13 protein-coding genes are annotated in these 17,064 nt (G+C 71.9%); 9 read left to right on the forward strand and 4 right to left on the reverse strand.

Annotated features, from left to right (window positions below):
- Positions 1-317: 317 nt before the first annotated feature.
- Positions 318-2,387, reverse strand: coding sequence for an NAD(+) synthase (locus H5399_RS13310; RefSeq protein ID WP_182783451.1), 2,070 nt, complete (start codon positions 2,385-2,387; stop codon positions 318-320).
- 154 nt (positions 2,388-2,541) lie between these two features.
- Between H5399_RS13310 and H5399_RS13315 the strand changes: the two genes are divergently transcribed.
- The 7 genes from H5399_RS13315 (at position 2,542) to H5399_RS13345 (ending at position 10,623) form a co-directional block, all read left to right on the forward strand.
- Positions 2,542-3,741 (forward strand): glycosyltransferase family protein, encoded by a 1,200-nt coding sequence (locus tag H5399_RS13315; protein WP_220491006.1) that lies wholly within the window; start codon positions 2,542-2,544, stop codon positions 3,739-3,741.
- Positions 3,738-4,943 (forward strand): glycosyltransferase, encoded by a 1,206-nt coding sequence (locus tag H5399_RS13320; RefSeq protein ID WP_182783453.1) that lies wholly within the window; start codon positions 3,738-3,740, stop codon positions 4,941-4,943. The genes H5399_RS13315 and H5399_RS13320 overlap by 4 nt, the downstream gene beginning before the upstream one ends.
- Entirely contained in the window at positions 4,940-6,064 is a 1,125-nt protein-coding gene (locus H5399_RS13325) for a glycosyltransferase family 4 protein (protein WP_182783455.1), read from the forward strand. The genes H5399_RS13320 and H5399_RS13325 overlap by 4 nt, the downstream gene beginning before the upstream one ends.
- Positions 6,057-7,871: an ABC transporter ATP-binding protein gene (locus H5399_RS13330; protein WP_220491007.1), complete on the forward strand. Its 1,815-nt coding sequence runs from the start codon at positions 6,057-6,059 to the stop codon at positions 7,869-7,871. The genes H5399_RS13325 and H5399_RS13330 overlap by 8 nt, the downstream gene beginning before the upstream one ends.
- Entirely contained in the window at positions 7,868-8,989 is a 1,122-nt protein-coding gene (locus H5399_RS13335) for a phosphotransferase family protein (RefSeq protein ID WP_182783457.1), read from the forward strand. The genes H5399_RS13330 and H5399_RS13335 overlap by 4 nt, the downstream gene beginning before the upstream one ends.
- The gene (locus H5399_RS13340; RefSeq protein WP_182783459.1) at positions 8,986-9,981 is read left to right on the forward strand and encodes a phosphotransferase; all 996 of its coding nucleotides are present in this window, start codon (positions 8,986-8,988) and stop codon (positions 9,979-9,981) included. The genes H5399_RS13335 and H5399_RS13340 overlap by 4 nt, the downstream gene beginning before the upstream one ends.
- Before the next feature lie 75 nt (positions 9,982-10,056).
- The gene (locus H5399_RS13345; protein ID WP_182783461.1) at positions 10,057-10,623 is read left to right on the forward strand and encodes a hypothetical protein; all 567 of its coding nucleotides are present in this window, start codon (positions 10,057-10,059) and stop codon (positions 10,621-10,623) included.
- Here the strand turns inward: H5399_RS13345 and H5399_RS13350 are convergent.
- The 3 genes from H5399_RS13350 to H5399_RS13360 all read right to left on the reverse strand — a co-directional run bounded on the left by H5399_RS13350 (position 10,620) and on the right by H5399_RS13360 (position 14,722).
- Entirely contained in the window at positions 10,620-11,213 is a 594-nt protein-coding gene (locus tag H5399_RS13350; protein WP_182783463.1) for a DUF4126 domain-containing protein, read from the reverse strand. The two genes, H5399_RS13345 and H5399_RS13350, sit on opposite strands and share 4 nt — an antisense overlap.
- 129 nt (positions 11,214-11,342) lie before the next feature.
- Positions 11,343-12,356 carry a diacylglycerol kinase family protein gene (locus H5399_RS13355; protein WP_182783465.1) on the reverse strand — a complete coding sequence of 338 codons (1,014 nt, stop codon included), beginning with the start codon at positions 12,354-12,356 and terminating at the stop codon, positions 11,343-11,345.
- Positions 12,357-12,361: 5 nt separating this feature from the next.
- Entirely contained in the window at positions 12,362-14,722 is a 2,361-nt protein-coding gene (locus tag H5399_RS13360; protein WP_182783467.1) for a glycogen-debranching protein, read from the reverse strand.
- A gap of 91 nt (positions 14,723-14,813) precedes the next feature.
- Here H5399_RS13360 and H5399_RS13365 point away from each other — a divergent pair, with 91 nt between their 5' ends.
- Together H5399_RS13365 and H5399_RS13370 are read left to right on the forward strand one after the other, a co-directional pair.
- Positions 14,814-15,239, forward strand: coding sequence for a hypothetical protein (locus tag H5399_RS13365; RefSeq protein ID WP_182783469.1), 426 nt, complete (start codon positions 14,814-14,816; stop codon positions 15,237-15,239).
- A gap of 16 nt (positions 15,240-15,255) precedes the next feature.
- Complete coding sequence (locus H5399_RS13370; protein WP_255422332.1) at positions 15,256-16,980, forward strand: DUF5671 domain-containing protein; 1,725 nt, start codon at positions 15,256-15,258, stop codon at positions 16,978-16,980.
- The last annotated feature ends 84 nt before the right edge of the window (positions 16,981-17,064 follow it).

A 17,064-nucleotide genomic window follows, 5' to 3' on the forward strand; every position in this document is an offset into this window, starting at 1 on the left:
TGATGCCCAACCCGACGATCACCCAGCTGGCGTCCCGCCTGGACTGACCCGCACCAGGGGCCGTCCCGGCGAACGGCGCCCGAAGCCAACCACGCCACACGGAGACCAGTGCGTGGAGACGGGAGACGAGGCCCGGGCGGCCTCACCACCCGGCCACCGCGAAGACTGAACCCCCAAGGCAGACCACGCACAACGGCCGCCCGGGCGTCGACTCACGGGTCCGCGCACCGGCTGAGCGGGTCCCCATCCGCTGGTCAGCCTGCGTTTCATAGGCTTCGAGGCCGCTGCGCGGCACCTCAGCCAGCGGGAATGACGCCTCAGTCCGGAACGTTGTCCTTCAGTTCGGCCAACCACGCCGTCGCCGACACGTCCGACGGCATCCGCCAATCCCCCCGCGGCGACAACGCCCCACCCGAGAGCACCTTCGGCCCGTTGGGCATCGCCGAACGCTTGAACTGGTTGGCGAAGAACCGACGCAGGAACACCGACTCCCACTTCTTGATGGTGGCCAGGTCGTAGGCGGTACGGTCCGCCTCCGGGTACCCCGAGGGCCAGTGGCCCGCGTCGACATCCCGCCACGCGTGGTGGGCCAGGAACGCGATCTTGCTCGGCCGGTAGCCGCGGCGCAGCACGCCGAACAGGGTGAAGTCATGCAGGGCGTAGGGCCCGATCGAGTCCTCCGTGGACTGCGGCTTCTGTCCCTCCCCCACCGGGATCAGCTCCGGCGAGATCTCCGTGTTCAGGATCGACGAGAGGGTCTCGTTGACCCCGCTCTCCTCGAACTGGCCGGTGCTGATCACCCAGCGGATGAGGTGCTGCATGAGCGTCTTGGGGACCCCGGCGTTGACGCCGTAGTGGCTCATCTGATCACCCACACCGTAGGTGCACCAGCCGAGCGCCAGCTCGGACAGGTCCCCGGTGCCCAGCACGATCCCGCCGCGCTGATTCGCGGCGCGGAACAGGAAGTCCGTGCGGATGCCGGCCTGTACGTTCTCGAAGGTCACGTCGTAGACCGGCTCACCGTCGCCCGCGGGATGGCCGAGGTCCTTGAGCAGCTGGGTGGCCATGGCCGTGATGTCGACCGTCTTGAACGTGACGCCGAGCGCCTCGGCGAGCAGGGTGGCGTTGTTCTTCGTGTGCGACGACGTGGCGAAGCCGGGCAGCGTGAACGCCAGGATGTGGGTGCGGGGTAGCGACAACCGATCGCACGCCTTCGCCGCGACAATCAAGGCGTGCGTGGAGTCCAGCCCTCCACTGACGCCGATGACGATCTTCGGCGACTTGGCCGCATCCCCTCCCCCGATGGCCTTCATCCGCCGCTCCAGCCCGGAGACCTGGATGTTGTACGCCTCGTAGCAGTCGTGGTGCAGCCTGGCCGGGTCGTCGGGCACGAACGGGAAGCGGTCCAGCGGGCGACGGAGCCCGAGATCGCCCGAGGGTGGCCGGACCGCGAAGTCGATGTTCCGGTACTCCCCCACCCCGACAGCCCGCCGGTTGTCCTCGAACGACCCCTGCCGGATCCGTTCCTGGCGCAGGCGGTCCAGGTCCACGTCGACGACGGTGCGCTGCGCCGCGTGCGGGAACCGCTCGGTCTGGCCCAGCAGATCGCCCATCTCGTAGACCATCGTCATGCCGTCCCAGGACAGGTCCGTGGTGGACTCGCCGAAGCTGGCCGCGGCGTAGGCGTAGGCGGAGTTGTTGCGGGCGCTGGCGGAGCGGGCCATCAGGTGCCGGTCCTCCGCGCGGCCCACCGTGATGGGGGACGCGGAGAGGTTGAGCTGCACCGTCGCGCCTGCCATCGCTGCCAGGGACGACGGCGGCACGGGCACCCACATGTCCTCGCAGACCTCGACGTGGACGGTGAGGCCGGGCACGTCCCTGGCCTCGAAGAGAAGGTCGGTGCCGAAGGGGACCTCGCCGAACTCGGCGGGCCACCCGGGCCGGTGGAGGGTGTCGAAGTCCAGGTCCGCGCCGTCAGCGAACCAGCGCTTCTCGTAGAACTCGCGGTAGTTGGGCAGGTAGGCCTTCGGCACCACGCCGAGCACATGCCCGCGGTGGATCACCACTCCGCAGTTGTAGAGCCGGTTGCCTGCGCGCAGCGGCGCCCCCACGACGATCAGCGGCAGCAGGTCCGCGGTCGCCTCCGCCAGCTCGACGACGGCGCGGTCCACGGCGTCGAGCAGCACGTCCTGCAGCAGGAGGTCGTCGATGGCGTACCCGGAGAGCGACAGTTCGGGGAACACCGCCACCGCGACACCGTCGTCGTGGCAGGCCTTCACCTCGACGGCGATGGCGTGTGCGTTGGCGGCCGGGTCGGCGATGATCACCGGGAGCGTGCAGGCCGCGACCCGCGCGAACCCGTGGCGGTACAGCGAGGAGAACTCCATGGGCGTCAGTCTTGCACGCACCACGGCGGCTTCATGAGAGTTCTCCCATCGACGGCTCACGGGCGCCTCACCGACGCCCGGCAGGCTCATCTCACCGGCCGGTTGGGACCGGCGGCCCGGGCCGACACCCGGCGGACGAGGGACTGGAGCAGAGATGCCGGACGACAGCTCACCCACCAAAGTGGTGCTCTACAGCCACGACTCGCAGGGCCTCGGCCATGTGCGTCGCAACCTCGCCATCGCGCACCACCTCGCCGCCGCGCTCCCCGCGCTGACCGGCCGGCCGGTCTCCGGCCTGCTGGTCTCCGGCCTCCCCCGCGCCAGCGCGTTCCCGCTCCCGGCCGGCTTCGACTGGCTGACCATCCCCGGCATCGCGAAGGACGGCGGCGAGTATCACCCGCGACACCTGGACGCCGGCACCGACGACCTGATCCAGCTCCGCTCCTCGGTGCTCGAGGCCGCGCTGCTCGGCTTCGCGCCGGACCTGGTTGTGATCGACCGCCACATCTACGGCGTCCGCAAGGAGCTCCGTCGCCCCCTGCGCCGGCTGCGAGCAGCGCGCCCCACCACCCGCGTCGTCCTCGGGCTGCGGGAGGTGCTCGACGCCCCCGACGTGGTCGCGGCGGAGTGGCGTCGGCTCAAGAACCCGATGAAGCTGCGCGACCTGGTGGACGAGGTGTGGGTGTACGGCGACCCGCGGATCCACGATCCCATCGCCTCCGGCGAGGCTCCCCCCGCGCTGATCGACCGGATCCGGTTCACCGGCTATCTGGCGGAGGGGCGTGCCGACGCCCCCGCCGCGACCCTCGCCGCCGATCCCCCGTTCATCCTCACCACCACCGGCGGCGGCTCCGACGGCGTGGAGCTGCTGCGCGCCGCCGTCGCCATGGAGGTTCCCCCCGGGCACCGGCACCTGGTGGTGACCGGGCCCCAACTCGACGACGACGCCCACGCCGAGATCGCCGCGGCCGCCGGCCCGCTCACCGACGTGCACCGCGACCTTCCCGGCCTCCCGGACCACATCCGGGCCGCCTCGGCCGTGATCGCGATGGCCGGCTACAACACGGTGTGCGAGGTCCTCGCCACCGCCACCCCGGCGCTCCTGGTGCCTCGCGAGCAGCCCCGCACAGAGCAGCTGATCCGCGCCCGCTCCATGGCCCGCGCGGGTGCCGCTGACCTCCTCCGGGCCGGACACGCCACCCCCGCCGCGCTGGGTTCCTGGGCGGCCGACGCCGTCCACCGTCGCGTCGACCGCTCCGGCATCCGCCTCGACGGCCTGGCGGTCACCGCCGGCTACGCGGCGACCCTGCTCAACGCGGACCGCTCCCGCTACCTCGTGGGGGTGGGGGCATGACCCGCATCGGCTACGTCCTGAAGGTCTATCCGCGCTTCTCGGAGACGTTCATCGTCACCGAGATCCTGGCCCGCGAGGCCCACGGAGACGACCTCTCCATCTACGCCCTGCGTCCCACCACCGACGCCCGCTTCCACCCCGAGATCGCCCGCGTGGAGGCCAACGTGACGTGGATCTCCCGGTACGCGAAGGGCGCGGACCTGTGGGCTCGGATCGCCGACGGCGTCCAGGACCCCGCCATGCGGGACCGCTTCGCCGCGACCCTCCCGCATCTGGCGGACCTCCCCGGCGACGAGGTGGCCCAGGGAGTGGAGCTGGCGCAGGCCGTCGTCGCCGACGGGATCACGCACCTGCACGCCCACTTCGCCACCCTCGCCGGGCGCGCCGCGTGGATCGCCTCGCGCCTCACCGGGGTGCCGTTCACGCTCACCACGCACGCCAAGGACATCTTCCACGAGTCCGTGGACCTCGCCTGGCTGCGCCGCCTGGCCGCCGACGCGGACCGGGTGATCGCCATCAGCCGGTTCAACCTCGCACACCTGGAGCGCGTCCTCGACGGGACAGGAGCCCGCATCACCCTGCAGTACAACGCACTGGAGCTGGACCGCTTCCCCTACCGCGACCTCCCCGAGCCGGGCCAGCGGCTCAAGGTGGCGGCGGTCGGCCGGCTGGTGGCGAAGAAGGGGTTCGCCGACCTCGTCGACGCCGCCGCCCAGGCCACCGCCGCCGGGCTTCCACTCCGGGTCACCATCGCCGGTGACGGCGAGCTCGAGCCCGCACTCCAGGCCCGGATCGACGAGCTCGGCCTCCGCGACACCGTCCGCCTGGTGGGCCCCCGCACCCAGACCCAGATCCGCATCCTGATCGAGGAGGCCGACGTGTTCGCCGCCCCCTGCATCCCCGCAGACGACGGCAACGTCGACGGCCTCCCCACCGTCGTCCTGGAGGCGATGGCCGTGGGCACGCCCGTGGTCGCCACAGCCGTCACCGGCCTACCGGAGGTGGTCCTCGACGGCGAGACCGGCGTGCTCCTGGAGCCCGGCGACGTGTCCGGCCTGGCCGATGCCCTGTCCGCCTTCGCGGCCGGCCGGCTACCCGCCGCGGCGATGTCCGCCAACGCCCGCGCCCTCATCGAGGAGCGCTTCGACAGCCGCCGCCACGCCGCGACACTCAGCGCCTGGCAGAACGGAGCCGCCCGATGAGGATCGCCTACGTGTCCGTGGACCCCGGCATCCCGGTGTTCGGCACGAAGGGCGCCTCCGTGCACATCCAGGAGGTGGTCCGCGAGTTCCGCGCCCGCGGCCACCACGTCACCGTCTACGCCACCCGCATCGGGGAGCACGTGCCCGAGGATCTGGCCGGCCTCGACGTGGTGCACGTCGGCGTCGCGAAGGGCGATCCTGCCGCCCGCGAGCGCGCCCAGCGGACCGCCTCGGACATGATCGCCCGGCAGGTGATCGACGGCGGCGCGGACCTGGTCTACGAGCGCTACTCCCTGTTCAGCACGGCCCTGGCGCGCGTCGGCGCGGCGCTGGGCGCCCGCACGGTCCTGGAGGTCAACGCCCCCCTCATCGAGGAGCAGCGCCGGCACCGTGACCTCGTCGACGCGCCCTTCGCCTGGGCAGCGCTCCGCGCGCAGGTCAAGGCGGCCTCGGCCACCGTGTGCGTCTCGGACCCGGTGCGGGCCTGGGTGCGACGGCACACCGACGGCGGCCGGGTGCACACCGTCGCCAACGGGGTGGGCGTGCAGCGCATCGCGCCCCAGCCGGAATCGAACGGGGCGCCGGTGGTGACGTTCGTCGGCACCCTCAAGCCCTGGCACGGCGTCTCGGACCTGGTGGAGGCAGCCGCGCTGGCCCACGTGCCCTGGCGGCTGCGGATCATCGGCGACGGCCCGGAGCGCGGCGCCCTCGAGGGACTTGCGGCCCGGCTGGGCGTCGAGGTGGAGTTCCGCGGCGCCGTCGCCCCCGCCGAGATCCCGCGACACCTGGCCGGCTCCGCCGTCGGCGTGGCGCCCTACCCGGCGTCGCCGGCGGACGGGGACCAGTATTTCTCGCCGCTGAAGGTCTACGAGTACCTCGCGGCCGGGCTGCCCGTGGTGGCATCGGCCGTCGGGCAGCTGCCCGCGATCCTCGACGGCGACGGCGTCCTGGTGCCGCCGTCGGACCCGGCCGCCCTGGCGGGCGCGCTCGATGGCCTGGCCGCCGACCCCGCGCTCAGGTCGCGGATGGGCCGCCTGGCCAGGGCGCACGCCGTCGAGCGGCACAGCTGGGCCGGCGTGGTGGATCGCATCCTGGCCCTCGCGGAGGCGGGCGATGAGTGACCGCACGCGGCTGGACCGCTCCGCGATGGCCCGCACCCTGGCGCTGCTGCGCCCCGACCTCGTCGGCCACCGGCGCCTGATGCTCGGCGGCACCGGGGTGCTGCTGCTCGAGGTGGTGTTCCGGGTGCTGGAGCCGTGGCCGATGAAGTTCGTCGTCGACGCGGTGAGTGCCTCGCTGGGCGCCGACCTCGGCGCGGGCCAGGCCCCCGCCACCGTCGGCCTGCTCGTCTGGTGCGGCGTGGCGACGGTGGTGATCGTGGGGCTCCGGGCGCTCAGCAACTACCTGGCAACGGTGGCGTTCGCGCTGGTGGGGTCGCGGGTGGCCACGACGCTGAGGGCACGCGTGTTCCGTCATGTGCAGGGCCTGTCGCAGCAGTTCCACTCCCGCAACCGCAGCGCCGACACGGTCCAGCGCCTCGTCAGCGACGTGGGCCGGATGCAGGAGGTGGCCGTCACCGCGGGTCTGCCGCTGGTGGCCAACCTGCTCACGCTGGCGGTGATGCTGGTGGTGATGCTGGTGCTGGACCCGCTGCTGTCGCTGGTGGTGGTGGCGGCCATGGCGCTGTTCTTCGTGGGCTCGGTGGGCACCTCGCAGAAGATCGCGGTGGCCTCACGCCAGACCCGCAAGGGCGAGGGGCAGCTGGCCAACACTGCGCAGGAGTCGCTCTCGTCGATCCGGATCGTGCAGGCGTACGGCCTGGAGGAGCACATCGCCGGCCGGTTCTCGTCGGCGAACCACCGCTCGCTCAAGGAGGGCGTGAAGTCCCGGCGGCTGGCGGCCGGGTTGGAGCGCCGCACCGACGTCATCGTCGGGCTCGCGACCGCCGTCGTCCTCGTCGGCGGCGGCCTGCGCGTCCTGGACGGCGCCATGACGCCGGGCGATCTGGTGCTGTTCACCACCTACCTGCGCACCACCATGAAACCGCTGCGCGACATGGCGAAGTACACCGGCCGGATCGCGCGGGCCAGCGCCTCGGGCGAGCGGGTGGCGGACCTGATGGACATCGCCCCCGAGGTGGTCTCCCCGCGGCGCTCAGTGACCCCGCGGGCTGTGCGGGGCTGGGTGCGGTTCGACTCCGTGGTGGCCGGCTACGGGAGGACGACGGTGCTGCGCGGGGTGACGCTGACGGCCCGCCCCGGCGAGAAGGTGGCCGTCATCGGCCCGTCCGGCTCCGGCAAGTCCACGCTGGTCTCGCTGCTGGTGCGGGCGCTGGACCCCCAGCTCGGCGAGGTGACCCTGGACGGTCATCCGCTGCGGGAGCTGGACCTGGGGCACCTGCGGGCCAACGTCTCGCTGCTGGCCCAGGAGGCGGTGCTGTTCACGGGCACCATCCGGGAGAACATCCGGCTGGGAAGGCAGGACGCCACCGACGTGGAGGTCGAGATCGCGGCGCGCGCCGCGCACGCCCACGAGTTCATCCTCGACCTCGAAGACGGCTACGACACCGTCGTCGGCGAGCGCGGCGGCACCCTGTCCGGCGGGCAGCGGCAGCGCGTCGCCATCGCCCGCGCGCTGCTGCGCGACGCCCCAGTCGTGGTGCTCGACGAGGCCACCACCGGCCTGGACCCGGAGTCCGCCCGGCTGGTCCTCGACGCGATCGATACCCTCGTCGAGAACCGCACCACCCTGGCCGTCACCCACGACGTCGAGATGGCGCTCCGCTCGGACCGGGTGGTGTGGCTGGAGGACGGCAGGATCCTGCGCGAGGGCTCGCCGGCGGCGCTGCTCGCCGACGACCCCTCGTTCCGGGCCTGGGTGGAGGCCAGCGGCCGCACCCCCGACGAGATCCGGATGGGCACGCGATGAGGACCGACGAGGTGGTGGCGCTGCTGCTGGACCCGCCGTCGATCTCGGAGCTGACGGGGCGCGAGGCTGTGGTGTCGCGGCTGCGGATCAAACCGGGGGTGTCCGTGGTGGCGGCGCTGGCGGACGCGCGGACGGGGGAGGTCGACGGGTGGGCGCGGGTGCTGTGGCCGGCGAGCCGGGCCAAGACGGAGAAGGCGGAGGAACGGGCAGTCCGGCGCGGCCAGCGGTACCGCCTGCGGACGCTGGATGGCGACCTGGTGCTGGAGAGCGGTGAGGTGTGGGCGGACCCGGTGCTCGCCGGCGCACTGCGGGGCGCTGCCGTGGCCGGGGTTCTGGGGGTCGACGATCCGGTGCTGCGCTACAACCCTGCCCGGCGCCTGGTGGTGCGCCGGGCAGCGACGACGGTGCGGGTGGCCGACGAGGCGGACCCGACGGCGCTGGCGCTGGACACGGTGTTGGTCGCAGCCGGGGTGCCCGTGCCTGGGCGGATCGACGACGGGTCGCGGCGGGGGGTGCGCATCCAGCGGTTCGTGGGCGACACCGACCTGGAGCGGACCCCCGACGTGGCCGGCACCCGCGCGGCGGGGGTCGCGCTGGCTCTCCTGCACGGGGCCGTCGGGGCGGTACCGGTGCAGGTCGCAGGCTGGTTGGCGGCTCGGCAGCCGGACCTGGCGGCGCAGGGCCGCGCCCACGCGGAGATCCTGGCGCCATTGGAAGCAGGCCTGGCCTCCCGGGTCTCCGTCCTGACCGATCGGGTCGCGGCCCTGTGGGCGCGGGTCGGGCGCGGGGGCGCCCTGCTGCACGGCGACTTCTCCCCGGACCAGGTGCTGCTGGAGCGGCAGACCGGGCGGGTGTGGCTGACGGACCTGGACCGGGCCACTGTCGGCGCACCGGCGGCGGACCTCGGCTCCTACCTGGCCTCCGCCGCCCCCGGGCTCGGGGAGGCCCTGCTCGATGGGTACCGCGCGGGCGGCGGCAGCATCCCAGGCGATGCGGAGCTGCGGGTGGGTCGGGCGCGAGCGGTGCTGCTGGGCGCCGTCGATCCCCTGCGGCGGGCCGATCCGGGGTGGCGCGCGGGTGTCGCGGGGCGGTTGGACATCCTCGAGGAACTGGTGTGACGGGCGTGTCGCGGGCGTTGTCCGCGCTGCGGGAGCTGCCAGGGGTGAGGCGCGCGTGGCCGGCGAGCGACGGCTCGCTCACCGTCGAGGTGGTGCGCGACGCGTCGCTTCTGGCCGGGCGGCTGTCCGCCGACGGTGGGCTGCGGCTCGCCGGGCACCGCCGCGACCCTCGTCTCCCCGGGCTGACGCCGTCGGGAGGGCGGCTGGTGGTGCACCGGCTGCACAGGCGGGCCGTGGTGCTGCACCCGGACCGGGCGACGAAGGTGCTGCGGCCCGGGCGGGCGGCGGGGGTCGCGGCGGTGTCGTCGCAGATGGGCGAGGCGTGCCGACGGGCCGGCCTGGGCGCCGCGGCAGTGCGGGCCGTGGCGGAGGATCGGCTGGAGTTCGAGCTGCTCCCAGGCCGGACCCTGCATGAGCTCGGCGACGACGGCCTCGACGGGTGGCGCGAGCTCGCGGCCCGGTGGCCTCTGCTGGCACGGCAGCCGGTGAACGTGCCTGCCCACGACGCGGCCGCCGAGGTCGCGGTGCTGCGGCAGTGGCTGGGGCACGCTGAGCTCTTCGGGTCCCTGCCGCGGATGGCGGAGCTGGCCCGCGCCGTCGACAGGACGTGCGGGGGGCTCGCGGACGCACCGGACCCCGCGGTGACGCTGCACCGCGACCTGCACGACAAACAGGCCTTGTGGGACGGGGATTCGCTCGCCCTACTGGATCTGGACACCGCGGCCCGGGGCGAGGCGGCCCTGGACCTGGCGAACCTGCTCACCCACGTCGACCTGCGGCACGCTCAGGGATCGCTTCGGGAGCCAGGACCCGTCCGCGAGGCCCTCGCCGGCGTCGTCGAGGAGCTGCGGATCAGCCCGGAGCGGCTGGCGACCTACGGAGCGGCGGCGCGGCTGCGGTTGGCGTTCGTCTACTCGTTCCGGCCCTCCGCGGGGCGCTGGCTCGACGCCTGGGTGGACCGCACCCTCACCCACGCACCCCTCTCAGGCTGACAGCCGAGGTCACGATTCGGCGACGGTTACCGCCTCGGGGATGACCCAGCAGGGTCGCGGTGGCACCCTGGAGGGATGAGGATCAAGGCGCTCCTGGTGGTGGTCGCGATGCTCGCCACCACGCTCGTGGTCAGCTGGCAGCAGGCACCCCGGGCGGTCGCGTGCAGCTGCGTGGCACTCACGCCCGCGGAACAGGCCGACATGGCCGACGTGGTGGCGCGCGGCACCGTGGTGTTGGTCGAGCGGCCCGCGAGACCGACGTCGAGCCTCGACGACGCCACCTACACCGTCGAGCTGACGCAGGCGTGGAAGGGCGATCCTCCCGGCACCGTCGAGGTGCTGACCGCCGTTGAAGGCGCCAGCTGCGGCTGGGAGGGCATCGAGGAGGGGATGGAGATCATCCTGTTCGCCCAGCCCGACGGTGCCGCCTGGCGGTCCAACCTGTGCGACGGGTCCGGGCCGGCCGACGACACTGTCGCGGCCGAGCTGACCGCCTACCTGGGAGATCCCTCACGTGTGGAGCCGTCTCCTGGGACGCCGTCGGCTGGGGTCAGTCTGCTGGCAGACCCAGCCGTCGCCGCGGGGCTGATTGTCGCGTTGGTCGCGGCGGGTGTCGCGGTGTGGTTCGTGAGGCGGCGCTAGGCGGGTGTGTCCGCCGCGCCCCACCGGGCTTTCAACCACTCCCACCCGCGTTTGATCCGCGACATCAGTGTCCACGCCAGCCACATCATGATGGCGAGCAGGATCGCGGCGACGATCGCGGCCGTTACTGGGAACAGCACCGCCAACGTGGCCACGCTCACCACGCCGACGTCCCCGGCCACGGACGCCGCGACATTGGACACCGGCTCCGGGGATGTGTTGACCGCCAGCCGGATCCCGGCCTTGGACAGATGGCTGAGCAGGGCCGTCACCCCTCCGACGGCGGCCAGCGAGATGGTGAGCAGGTCGCCGTTGGCGCCGGCGATGAGCGCTCCGATGACGGCCCCGGCGATGGGGCGGATCGCAGTGGAGGGCACGTCCCAGATGGAGTCGACGACGGGGATCTTGTCCGCCACCAGTTCGAGGAGGGCGAGGACACCCATGATGATCAGCACGTCGGTGCGCATGAACCCCTCGGGGACGCCGCCGGTGCCTGCGTACCGGCCCAGCAGGCCGAGGATGAACACCGTCGCGTAGGCGTTGATGCCGGAGGCCCACCCGGAGGCGAACGTCATGGGGAGCAGTTCCATGCCGCCATTATGGGGGGTTGGCTACTTGTCATGCTCAAGGTCGTACTCGACCCTGAGCATGACAAGTGACACTCGGGACCCCGTCGGGGGCGGCAGCACGGCGGTGCAGGCGCCGGGCCGACGGAGGGGTCAGGCGGCGGAGGGCTCCCACCCGGCGGGCATCATCACCTGCAGCCCCTTCGGCTCAACAGTCACCGTCACCGAGGTCACTTCGCCGAAGTGGTCCCCGTCGAGCTCGATCTCCTCCGGCTCGCGCAACCACACCTCGATGCGTCGGCACTGCTGGTAGCTCAGCTCGCGGTTCCCGCCCTGGCTGCGCTTCCGGCCGCGGAAAATGGCGTTGTCGACCAACACCTTCCACGCCACGCGGACCCACCCGAAGCGGCCCTGCGGTTCCACCGCGACCACGTCGAGAACCCCGTCGTCGACGGCGGCATCCGGCATGAGCAGCACGTTGCCGCCGATGGATCCGCAGTTGCCGACAAGCACCGTGTGCACCCGCGCGCGCTGGGGGGCGTCGTCGTCGAGGCGGTACTGCAGACGCATCCGGTGGTTCTTGCGCAGCGACTCCAGACCGGCCTTCACGTAGGCCACCATGCCGAACTTCTTCTTCAGCTTCTCATCCGCCGACGACATGATCTGGGCGTCCAGGCCCATGCCGGCCATCACGACGAAGGTGCGCTCCTCGCGATCGCCGCTCTCCCGCGTCCATGCGGCGATCCCCAGGTCCACCGGCCGCGCCACGCCCTCGAACGCGGCCTTCACCGATTCGGGCAGGTTGTCCAACGTCAGTTCCAGGTTTCTGGCCAGCAGATTGCCCGTGCCCTGGGGACAGAGCCCGAGCGGCACCCCGCTACCCCGCAGGCCCTCGGCCACGGCCCGGATGGTGCCGTCACCGCCGACCCCGAGCACCACCGCGCACCCCTCGTCGACGGCCTGCCGTGCCATGCCGGTGCCCGGATCCTCGGCGGAGGTCTCCAGCCACAGCGACGGACCCCAGCCCGCCGTCTTCTCGGCCGCACCAACCACCTTCTCCAGCCCCGCACGTTCAACCTTCGTGGGGTTGAACACGACGGCGGCGCGCCGGCCGCGTGCCCCCGTCGCCTCGCCCGATGCCACAGACCCGCCGCTTGCCTCAGCCATGTCAGTCAGTCCTTCCAGACGGGGATGACCCGCGAACCGTCGGGCTTCGGCTGCTCCTGCCACACGATGACCGACCAGGCCGCAACGGTCGCGGTCGCGGACACGATCAAGCCCTCACCCTCGTTCCAGTAGTTGCAGGCAGGCTCCGCGAAGGTCGACGTGTCGATGAGCCGCCGCCACACGTAGCCCTCCAGGGGCGGCGGGACCTTGAACTCGATCTCGTGGTCGGCCATGTTGATCATCACCCAGAAGTCGTCCCCCGGGGAGTCGATCTGGATGGAGACCGCCCGGTCCCCCTCCATGGGGAACCCCTCGCCCGACGGGGTGTGGAAGAGGTAGGACACGTCCTTGTCGTCTGCCACCATGTCCCCCCAGCGCCTCTGCTGGAGCGCCTCGTGCCGCTGGCGGAGGTTGGCGAGGAAGGTGGCGAAGCGGAACTGCCCGTTGACGTGCGGGGGCGTCTCGTACTGCCCAAGATTGTCGTGGTACGGCTCGTCGACGCCGTCGGCCACCGGCACCCGCTGCGGGGCGTTGGTGGGGATCATGGCGTAGTTGTTGCGCATCGCCACCGAGTCCAGCGCCCACGGGTTGTTGTTGCCGTTCTGGGTGCGGCCGAACTCGTCGCCGGCCACGATCATCGGCACCCCACGGGAGAAGAACAGGATGGTCCAGAGGTTGCGCAACCGCTGGCGGCGCAGCGCCTGGGAGCCCCCCGAATCCCACGACAGGTTGTCGTCCGACCCGCCGTCGGAGGGACCGAACGGCGGCGGCTGGTGGTTCTGCTTCTCCTGGTAGGACACCAGGTCCGCCATGTTGAAGCCGTCGTGGGCGGTGATGAAGTTGATGGTCTTCTGCGCGCCGCCGCTGTCGTGGAAGTGGTGGTAGTCGCCGTTGAACATGTCCGTGAACGCCACCATGTTGGCGTCACCCTTGGTGAAGCGGCGCACAGCGTCGCGGTAGCGGCCGTTCCACTCGCCCCAGCCGCGGGGGAAGTTGCCCACCTCGTAGCCCCAGAGGTCCCACGCCTCGGCGATGACGTCGATGTGCTCGGCCTTCGCCATGGCCGCGATGTCCACCAGCAACGGGTGGTCCGAGAAGAACCGCTTCTGCCTGGCCCAGTCGTCGGCGGCGGCCTCACCGGGCAGGCGGCCGAGCACGGTGGCCAGGTCGAACCGGAAGCCGTCCACCTGCATGTCCTGCGTCCAGTACTCCAGCGAGTCCAGCACCAGCTTCCTGGCCGCCTCGGAGGAGTAGTTCATCTGGTTCGACGTGCCCGTGGCGCCGTCGACCAGGATCTTGTCTGGCGTCATCTGGTAGTACTCGGCGCAGGCGAACCCGCCCAGGCTGGTGAAGCCGGTGGCGTTGACGTCACCGTTCCAGTTGCCGCCCTCGGCGGTGTGGTTGTAGACCACATCGAGGTACACCTCGAGGCCCGCGTCGTGGAACGCGGAGACCATCTCCTTGAACTCGCGGGTGGGCCCGCACCAGCTCTTGTCCGCCGCGTACTGCCGGTTCGGGGCGAAGAAGGACAGCGTCATGTAACCCCAGGCGTTCACCGCGCCGTGGCGGGCGGATTCCGACGCGTTCGTCTCGTGCACCGGCAGCAACTCGACGGTGGTCACCCCCAACGCCTTGAGGTACGGCGCCATCATCCCGGCACCCTTGTAGGTGCCCTGGAACTCCGGCGGGATGTCGACGACGCCCTCGAAGCCCGGTTCGCGGCTGAGCAGCTCGGACAGCCGCGCCACCGACGGATGGCCGGTCAGCTGCTCCACCTGCACCTCGTAGATGACGTTCTTCTCGCTCGGGATGCGGGGCTTCGGCGTGACGGGCGTGTAGTCGGCGATCAGCACCCCCTTCGGCGCGTACGGTCCGGTGTCGATGTTGCGACGGGGGACGCCGTCGACCAGTTCCCCGCCGGTGCCGAACACGCCGTCGTTGACGCCGTAATCATGCAGCTGGTCGGTGAAGACGTTGTGGGTGACCTCGCGGGCGTAGGGATCGAAGAGCACCTTGTTGGGGTTGAACCGGTTGCCGTCCTTGTCCAGGTCGGAGACGAAGCCCAGATCCGACCCCGGCTTCCAGCCCTTCACATACCGCCAGTTCCGGCCCCAGGCGCGGAAGCCGATCAGGGCCCCGAACTGCAGGCCCTGCAACCAGGCCCGCCAGACGCCGTCGCGGCCCTTGGCGAGGAGATAGGTGCGCTGCGCGGAGGCACCCATCGCCTCCGGGTAGATCTCGAGCTGCACCCGCGTCGCGGCCGGGGCGTAGACGGCGAAGGTGACCCCCTCTGCGTGGGGGTGTGTGCCCAGCGGCCAGGTGGCCTTGGACCAGGAGCGCCGGTCGAGCGCTATCACGCGTGTCATGGCGACGATTTTGACACGCCGCCCACCAGATTGCCGCAACGAGCGCCCGGGATCTCTTCCCAACGGGTCGCGGCAGGAGGACGCTGGAGGCATGAACACGCGCCCGAACGTGGTGCTCGCGGTGGTGATCGCGACAGTGGCGCTCCTGGCTGTCATGGCCGGCGTCTTCACCGCCACCCGCGAACAGCCAGACCTTGATCCGTCGACGCCCGACGGCGTGGTCCAGCTCTACGCCCTTGCCCTCATCAGGGGCGACGACGACGAGGCGGTCAGCTACCTGGATCCGTCCCTCGGCTGCTCCGCCCCCCTGCCGGGGGTGCAGCGGCCGCTGCGCGCCAGCCTCACCGTCGCCGACACCCGCGTTGATGGCGACAAGGCCATCGTCGTGGCCGATATCACCGAATCCCAGGGCGGAATGCTCGATACGTGGGAGCATCGCGAACAGTTCGAGCTTCGCGCGCGGGATGGCGAGTGGATGCTGACCGGTCACCCTTGGCCTGTCTACGGCTGCAAGTAGGACGGTGGTGGTTGAGATGGTCTCCGGGTTCATCAGCCTGGCGGTGGTGGTGGGGCTCATCGCCCTGATCGCGACAGGAGTCAGGCGCCGCGGCCCCGGCGTCGACGCGCGCAGCGTGCGCCGATTCTTCCAGTACGCCGTGCTGTATGCCCTCGTGATCGTCGTGGCACTGGGGGTGGACGAGCTGCTGGGGAGGCTGCTGGGCGCCGAGGTGCCCCAGTGGCAGGATCCGTCGGCTGAACTCGCGCGGGGGCTGGCCTTCACGTTCGTCGGCGGCGCCCTGGCGCTGCTGCTGGCCTGGTGGACGCGCCGCATGCACAGGGCGGACCCCACCGAGGCCGAGTCCCCGATGTGGGTGGCCTACGTGACGCTGGCCGCGCTCACCGGAGCGGTCGTCGCGGCGTCGTCGGTGCAGAACGTGGGCTACCTGCTGGTCTCGGACGGGCGCCTCGACGCGGAGTCCGCCGCGACCTTCGTCCCTTGGGCTGCCGTCTGGTGGGTCCACTGGGAGATCGCACGACGGACCCTCGACGAGCCCCGCCAGACCGCGCATCTGCTGCTCGGATCGCTGGTGGGCCTCTCCTTCGGGACCGCCGGGCTGGTCATCACGTTGGGCACCTCGCTGGATCTGCTGCTGCGCCCCGAGACGGTCGGCCGCCCGCTGGGCATGCTCGGCGAGGGAGCCGCGACACTGCTCGTCGGGGCGCTGATCTGGGTGCGCTACTGGGCCACGCGGGCCATTGCGTTGCCCCGACGGCCGCTGTGGCTGGCCTTCGTGCTGCCGCTCGGGGTGGGCGGCGGATTGGTGATGGCGCTGGTGGCCGGCAGCCGGCTGCTGTGGAGCGTGCTGGTGTGGTTCTTCGGTGACCGGCAGGATCTGACGGCGTCGGTGCACTTCGACAGCGCCTCGCTCGAGCTGGCCGCGCTGCTGGTAGGGGTCCTGATCTGGTGGTACCACCGCTCCGTTCTGGCCTCCGGCCAGGAAGGCCTGGCGCGCACAGAGCCGCAGCGGGTCTACGAATACCTGGTGGCCGGCATCGGGCTGGTGGCTGCCGCCGTCGGCGTCGGCACCCTGCTGGTGACCCTCATCGAGGCCCTCACCCCCGGCATCGACGCGGGCATGCCGGTGGTCAACACGCTTTGGGCTGCGGTGACGCTGCTCGTCGTGGGAGCACCCGTGTGGTGGGTGTTCTGGCGGCGGGTCGGCCTGGGCGCCGCCGTCGATCCCACTGCGGAGGCTGCCTCGCCCGCGCGTCGGGTCTACCTGGTGGTGCTCTTCGGGCTGGCGGGTGTCGCGGCGGTGATCGCGCTCATCACGGCCGCCGTCACCCTGCTGCAGGACGTGGTGGCTGGGTCCCTCGGGGCGGCCACCGTGCGGTCGATGCGCTACGCGCTGGGGACCCTGGTTGGGGCGGCCGCGGTGTCGGCCTATCACGGGGCGGTGTTCCGGGCCGATCGCGTGGCCGGGGCCTCGGCGCGCCCGCGGGGGCCGAGGACTGTGGTGCTGATCGGCGCAGTGGGGCCGGAGCTTGACCGCGAGGTCTCCCGTGCGACGGGGGCCCACGTCGAGGTGTGGGGGCGGTTGGACCACCCGTCCGCGGACTGGAATGTCGCGGGGTTGGCCGACGAGTTGGCCCTGTATCCGGGCCTGGACGTGATGGTGCTCGCCGAGGGCGGTGGGCATCGGGTCGTGGTGGTTGACCCGAGCGGTCGTCGCGCCGCGAGCCCCGATCCTGACTGACCTTCCCGACGCTGATTGAGCCCTCCCGGATTGAGCCGGGCACAGCCGCGCAGGGGGCAGGGGCGCAGCGCAGGGGGCAGGGGC

The sequence above is a fragment of the Tessaracoccus sp. MC1627 genome (genome assembly GCF_014164725.1).
Taxonomy (GTDB): Bacteria; Actinomycetota; Actinomycetes; order Propionibacteriales; family Propionibacteriaceae; genus Arachnia.